Source organism: Kitasatospora sp. NPDC059571 (assembly GCF_042735675.1).
GTDB lineage: Bacteria > Actinomycetota > Actinomycetes > Streptomycetales > Streptomycetaceae > Kitasatospora.
Window position 1 is genome coordinate 1,077 of sequence record NZ_JBHWBW010000447.1, and the last position, 5,417, is coordinate 6,493.

Below are 5,417 nucleotides of genomic sequence, written 5' to 3' on the forward strand. Positions count from 1 at the left end.
CACCCTTTTTCTTGATAAGGAGACAAACGATATCGGCACTGCCAGTGTCGTCGGCCGCGTCAGAGGTGTATACGCGACAGGGTGCGGGCGGGCCGGTGTCCGTCGGCGGCGGAGGGGCGGGCGGGGTACCCGGACGCGGCGTCCCGGCGGCAGCGGAGGCCAGGCGGCGGGCCGGGCGCGGCGGCCCAGCGTGCCGCCGGTCAGCGACCTGAGGTCAGCCGAAGATCCACAGGCTGAGCTTGGCGAAGCCGGTGTCGAGGCCGTACACGACGAGCATGATCGCGACGACGAAGACGACGACCACGGTGGTGTACTGGATCAGCTCGCTGCGGCTCGGCCAGACGACCTTGCGGAGCTCGGCGATGATCTGCCTGTAGAAGATCGCGATGCGGGCGAAGAGGCCCTTCTTGGCGCGCTTGCCCGACTTGCGGTCGCCGCCCTCCGACTTGCGCGCCCGCTTGCGGTCGCGCCGGGAGAGCGCCTTCTCGTCAGGCGTGGCGGCAACGCCGTCGGCACCCTCGGGGTTGCCGCTCTCAGGCGTCGCGGTGGAGCCCGTGGTCTCCGTCACTCGTCCTCACCTGAATCCGGGTCCTGCCGAGCGAGCGTGCCCGGCGGGCACGAGCGTTCCGGCGAAAGCAGTGCTTGGATGGGGCCCTCTCCGCATCAAGCCCGCTCGCTCTGCGGAGCGAACGGGCTCGGTACGGATCAAGCAGCAGGGCACGAGGGACTCGAACCCCCAACCGCCGGTTTTGGAGACCGGTGCTCTACCAATTGAGCTAGTGCCCTACGGTGCCTCGCGGCCCCGCAGCGACCCCCAACCTACCGCATCCGGGCCGCTGCGTGATGAACGCTGCGGTGGAGCCGTACTTCGGGGGCCATCGAGCGTTGAGTGTACGGGTTCTTGAGCGTTTGGTCGAACCTCGTTCCCCGGACGGCGGTGCACGGGCCGAACCCGACCGCACGGGTACGCATCGTGGACCGGGCCGTACGCATGCTGAAACCGCGGTGCCCGGGCCGGGTGCTCTCTGGGACGATGCAGGCATGAGCGCTTCCACCCCCGCCAACGTCCGTCCTGCCGACCGCCGGGTGTCCGCCCGGATCGGCGCCATCGCGGAGTCCGCCACCCTCGCCGTGGACGCCAAGGCCAAGGCCCTCAAGGCGGCCGGCCGTCCCGTCATCGGCTTCGGTGCGGGCGAGCCCGACTTCCCGACCCCCGGCTACATCGTCGAGGCCGCCGTCGCCGCCTGCCAGGACCCGAAGAACCACCGCTACACGCCGGCCGGCGGCCTGCCCGAGCTGAAGGCCGCGATCGCCGCGAAGACCCTGCGCGACTCGGGCTACGAGGTGGACGCCTCCCAGGTGCTCGTCACCAACGGCGGCAAGCAGGCCATCTACGAGGCCTTCGCCGCCATCCTCGACCCGGGCGACGAGGTCATCGTGCCGGCGCCGTACTGGACCACCTACCCGGAGTCGATCCAGCTGGCCGGCGGTGTGCCGGTGGAGGTCGTCACCGACGAGACCACCGGCTACAAGGCCTCGGTCGAGCAGCTGGAGGCCGCGCGCACCGAGAACACCAAGGTGGTGCTCTTCGTCTCGCCGTCCAACCCGACCGGCGCGGTCTACACCCGCGAGGAGACCGAGGCGATCGGCCGCTGGGCCGTCGAGCACGGGCTGTGGGTGCTCACCGACGAGATCTACGAGCACCTGGTGTACGGCGACGCCGAGTTCACCTCGCTGCCGGCCGTGCTGCCCGAGCTGCGCGACAAGTGCATCGTGGTCAACGGCGTGGCCAAGACCTACGCCATGACCGGCTGGCGGGTGGGCTGGCTGATCGCCCCGGCCGACGTGGTGAAGGCCGCCGCCAACCTCCAGTCGCACGCCACCTCGAACGTCGCCAACGTGTCGCAGCGCGCCGCGCTGGCCGCGGTGGCCGGCGACCTGTCGGCCGTGGACGAGATGAAGGTCGCCTTCGACCGCCGCCGCCGCACCATCGTCAAGATGCTCAACGAGATCGACGGCGTGCTCTGCCCGGAGCCCGAGGGCGCCTTCTACGTCTACCCGTCGGTCAAGGCCCTGCTGGGCAAGGAGATCCGCGGCCGGCGCCCGGCGACCTCCTCCGAGCTGGCCGCGCTGATCCTGGACGAGGCCGAGGTCGCCGTCGTCCCCGGTGAGGCCTTCGGCACCCCCGGCTACCTGCGCCTGTCGTACGCGCTCGGCGACAACGACCTGGTCGAGGGCGTGACCCGGATCCAGCAGCTGCTGGCCGAGGCCCGCGACTGACGCCCCACACGCCCGGACCGCCCCCTGGCATCCCCCGAAACTCATTCTTTCGAGGGATCTCCAGGGGGCGGTTTCCGTCCGGCCCCCCGATGCGGCAGGATCGGCGGATGGAACGCCTTTCAGCTCCGCGCAGTGTCGTCGACCTCCCCAAGGCCCACCTCCACCTGCACTTCACCGGCTCGATGCGGCCGGCCACCCTGCTGGAGCTCGCGGACAGGCACGGCGTCCGACTGCCGGAGGCGCTGAGCTCGGGCGAGCCGCCGAGACTGCGGGCCACCGACGAGCGCGGCTGGTTCCGCTTCCAGCGGCTGTACGACACTGCCCGCTCGGTGCTCCGCGACGAACAGGACATCCGCCGCCTGGTCCGGGAGACCGCCGAGGACGAGGTGCGCGACGGCTCCCGCTGGCTGGAGATCCAGGTCGACCCCACCTCGTACGCACCCCGGCTCGGCGGGCTGATCCCGGCCCTGGAGCTGATCCTCGACGCGGTGCGGGAGGCCTCGGAGGCGACCAGGGTCGGCATGCGGGTGGTGGTCGCGGCGAACCGGATGAAGTCGCCGATGGACGCCCGGACCCTGGCCCGGCTCGCCGTCCGCTACACCGACCGGGGCGTGATCGGCTTCGGGCTCTCCAACGACGAGCGGCGCGGCCTCGCGCGGGACTTCGACCGGGCCTTCGAGATCGCCCGCAAGGGCGGGCTGCTGGCCGCCCCGCACGGCGGCGAGCTCTCCGGCCCGGAGTCCGTCCGCGACTGCCTGGACGACCTCGGGGCCGGCCGGATCGGGCACGGCGTGCGCGCAGCCGAGGACGAGCGGCTGCTGCAGCGGCTCGCCGACCGCCAGGTGACCTGCGAGGTCTGCCCGTCCTCCAACGTGTCGCTCGGGGTCTACGAGCGCGCCGAGGACGTGCCGCTGCGGCGGCTCTTCGACGCCGGTGTGCCGCTCGCGCTCGGCGCCGACGACCCGCTGCTGTTCGGCTCCCGGCTGGCCGCGCAGTATCTGCTGGCCCGCGAGGTGCACGGCTTCTCCGACGCCGAACTCGCCGAGCTGGCACGGCAGTCGGTGCGCGGATCGCAGGCGCCGGAGACGGTGCAGAAGGAGCTGCTGGGCGACATCGACGCCTGGCTGGCCGCCTGACGGGCCGGGCCGGTCAGGCGGTCACAGCGCCACGCCGACCATCACCGGCTCGTTGACCAGCTCCACGCCGAACGCCGCCCGGACCCCGTCGCGGACCTCGCGGGCCAGCGTCAGCAGGTCCTCCGTGGTCGCCGCGCCGCGGTTGGTCAGCGCCAGGGTGTGCTTGGTGGAGAGCGTCGCCGGGCCGCTGCCGTAGCCCTTGCCGAAGCCCGCGTTGTCGATCAGCCAGGCGGCCGAGGTCTTGGTGCAGCCGTCCGGCGCCGGGAAGGCGGGCGCGGTCCGGTCGCCGAGCCGGGCCGCGAACGCCGCGTACTGCTCCGCGCTGAGCACCGGGTTGGTGAAGAAGGAGCCCGCCGACCAGGTGTCGTGGTCCGCGGCGTCCAGCACCATGCCCTTGCCGGCCCGCAGCGCGAGCACCTGCTCGTGCGCCTTGGCCAGGTCGACCCGGTCGCCGCTGGCGACGCCCATGCTCCGGGCCACCTCGGCGTACCGGACCGGCGAGGACTGCCCGGCCGCGTCGTCGAGGCGGAAGCGCACCCGCAGCACCACGTAGCGGTCGGGGTCGGCCTTGAACCGGCTGTGCCGGTAGGAGAAGGCGCAGTCGGCGTTGGCGAGGGTCACCGTCTCCCCCGCCGCCCGGTCGTAGGCGACCACCTCGGTGATCGTCTCGGCGACCTCCTGCCCGTACGCGCCGACGTTCTGCACCGGGGTGGCGCCCGCCGAGCCGGGGATGCCGGCCAGGAACTCGATGCCGGCCAGGCCGGCCCCGACCGTCCGGGCGACCGCGTCCGACCAGACCTCGCCGGCCGCCAGTTCCAGGTCGGTGCCGTCCAGGGCGAAGCCCCGGGTGGCGATCCGCACCACGGTGCCGTCGAAGCCCGCGTCGGAGATCACCAGGTTGGAGCCGCCGCCGAGGACGAGCAGCGGCTCGCCGGCCGCGTCGGCGGCGCGGACGGCCGCGACGACCTCGTCGTCGGTCCGGGCGGTGACCAGCCGGCGGGCGGGGCCGCCGAGCCGGAGCGTGGTGAGCGGGGCGAGCGGGGCGTTGTCGAGTACCAGCACGCCACCACGGTATACGGGGTCGGGGTGCGGCCGTTCCGCGGTTCGGCGGCATTTTGGAGACGTATGCTATCCATATCGGCCGGCCGGGGACCGCGGCGGGCCGCTCGACCCCGGGAGGCAGGGACGCGATGCGTATCGGAGAGCTGAGCCGACGGACCGGAGTCCCCATCCCCACCATCAAGTACTACCTGCGCGAGGGGCTGCTGCCCTGCGGGGAGCGGACCAGCCCCAACCAGGCCCAGTACGGCGAGGAGCACGAGCGCCGGCTGAAGCTCGTGCGGGCCATGGTGGACGTCGGCAAGCTCTCGGTGGCGGCCACCCGCGACGTGCTGAACGCCGTCGACGAGCCGGGCCTCGGCCTGCACAAGGTGCTGGGGACGGCCCACCGGGCCGTCACCCCGGAGGTCCCCGAGGAGGACGGCCCCGCCTGGGCGGCCGCCGAGCAGGTCGTCGCGGACCTCGTCCGCCGGCAGGGCTGGCAGGTCGAGACCTGCAACCCGGCCCGGCGCGCACTGGCCCACCTGGTGGTGACGCTGCGGGACCTCGGCCAGGACGACCTGCTCGACGCCCTGGACGAGTACGCCGCCGCGGCGGCCCGGCTGTCCGTGGTCGAGCTCGCCCTGATCTCCCGGCGGGAGGGGCTGGACGCCAAGGTGGAGGGCGCGGTCGTCGGCACGGTGCTCGGCGACGCGCTGATCTCCTCGCTGCGCCGCCTCGCCCAGGAGGACGCGTCGAGCCGGGCGTTCGAGGCGGCCCCGGTCCACGCCTGACGGCACCCGACGTACCTGCGCCGCGACCCCCGGAGACCTCCGGGGGCCGCGGCGGTCGTCGGGCCCTGCGCGGCCCGACGGCGGGTCAGACCGCGGCCGGTGCCGGCTCCTCGGCCGGCCGCTCGGCCCCGGGACCGGCCGCCGGCCCGGGCCGGTGCGGGTTGAAGAG

5 protein-coding genes and 1 tRNA gene are annotated in these 5,417 nt (G+C 73.3%); 3 read left to right on the top strand and 3 right to left on the bottom strand.

Annotated features, from left to right (window positions below; translation table 11 throughout):
- Positions 1-214: 214 nt before the first annotated feature.
- Entirely contained in the window at positions 215-568 is a 354-nt protein-coding gene (secE, locus tag ACFV0G_RS32430) for a preprotein translocase subunit SecE (protein ID WP_380555742.1), read from the bottom strand.
- A 145-nt stretch (positions 569-713) separates the two neighbouring features.
- Positions 714-786 (bottom strand) — tRNA-Trp (locus ACFV0G_RS32435).
- A gap of 255 nt (positions 787-1,041) precedes the next feature.
- Between ACFV0G_RS32435 and ACFV0G_RS32440 the strand changes: the two genes are divergently transcribed.
- Together ACFV0G_RS32440 and ACFV0G_RS32445 are read left to right on the top strand one after the other, a co-directional pair.
- Positions 1,042-2,280 (top strand): pyridoxal phosphate-dependent aminotransferase, encoded by a 1,239-nt coding sequence (locus ACFV0G_RS32440; RefSeq protein ID WP_380555744.1) that lies wholly within the window; start codon positions 1,042-1,044, stop codon positions 2,278-2,280.
- Between the two features lie 107 nt (positions 2,281-2,387).
- The gene (locus tag ACFV0G_RS32445) at positions 2,388-3,416 is read left to right on the top strand and encodes an adenosine deaminase (protein WP_380555746.1); all 1,029 of its coding nucleotides are present in this window, start codon (positions 2,388-2,390) and stop codon (positions 3,414-3,416) included.
- A gap of 21 nt (positions 3,417-3,437) precedes the next feature.
- Here the strand turns inward: ACFV0G_RS32445 and ACFV0G_RS32450 are convergent, their stop codons facing one another.
- Positions 3,438-4,478: a UDP-N-acetylmuramate dehydrogenase gene (locus ACFV0G_RS32450; protein WP_380555748.1), complete on the bottom strand. Its 1,041-nt coding sequence runs from the start codon at positions 4,476-4,478 to the stop codon at positions 3,438-3,440.
- A 128-nt stretch (positions 4,479-4,606) separates the two neighbouring features.
- Here ACFV0G_RS32450 and ACFV0G_RS32455 point away from each other — a divergent pair, with 128 nt between their 5' ends.
- Positions 4,607-5,248, top strand: a complete 642-nt coding sequence (locus tag ACFV0G_RS32455; RefSeq protein WP_380555750.1) for a MerR family transcriptional regulator — start codon at positions 4,607-4,609, stop codon at positions 5,246-5,248.
- Positions 5,249-5,417: the final 169 nt, after the last annotated feature.

What these genes read in the sequence shown, in the direction of transcription:
- ACFV0G_RS32445 (WP_380555746.1), top strand. Translation starts at nt 2,388, where the DNA reads ATGGAACGCCTTTCAGCTCCGCGCAGTGTCGTCGACCTCCCCAAGGCC.
- ACFV0G_RS32455 (WP_380555750.1), top strand. Translation starts at nt 4,607, where the DNA reads ATGCGTATCGGAGAGCTGAGCCGACGGACCGGAGTCCCCATCCCCACC.
- ACFV0G_RS32440 (WP_380555744.1), top strand. Translation starts at nt 1,042, where the DNA reads ATGAGCGCTTCCACCCCCGCCAACGTCCGTCCTGCCGACCGCCGGGTG.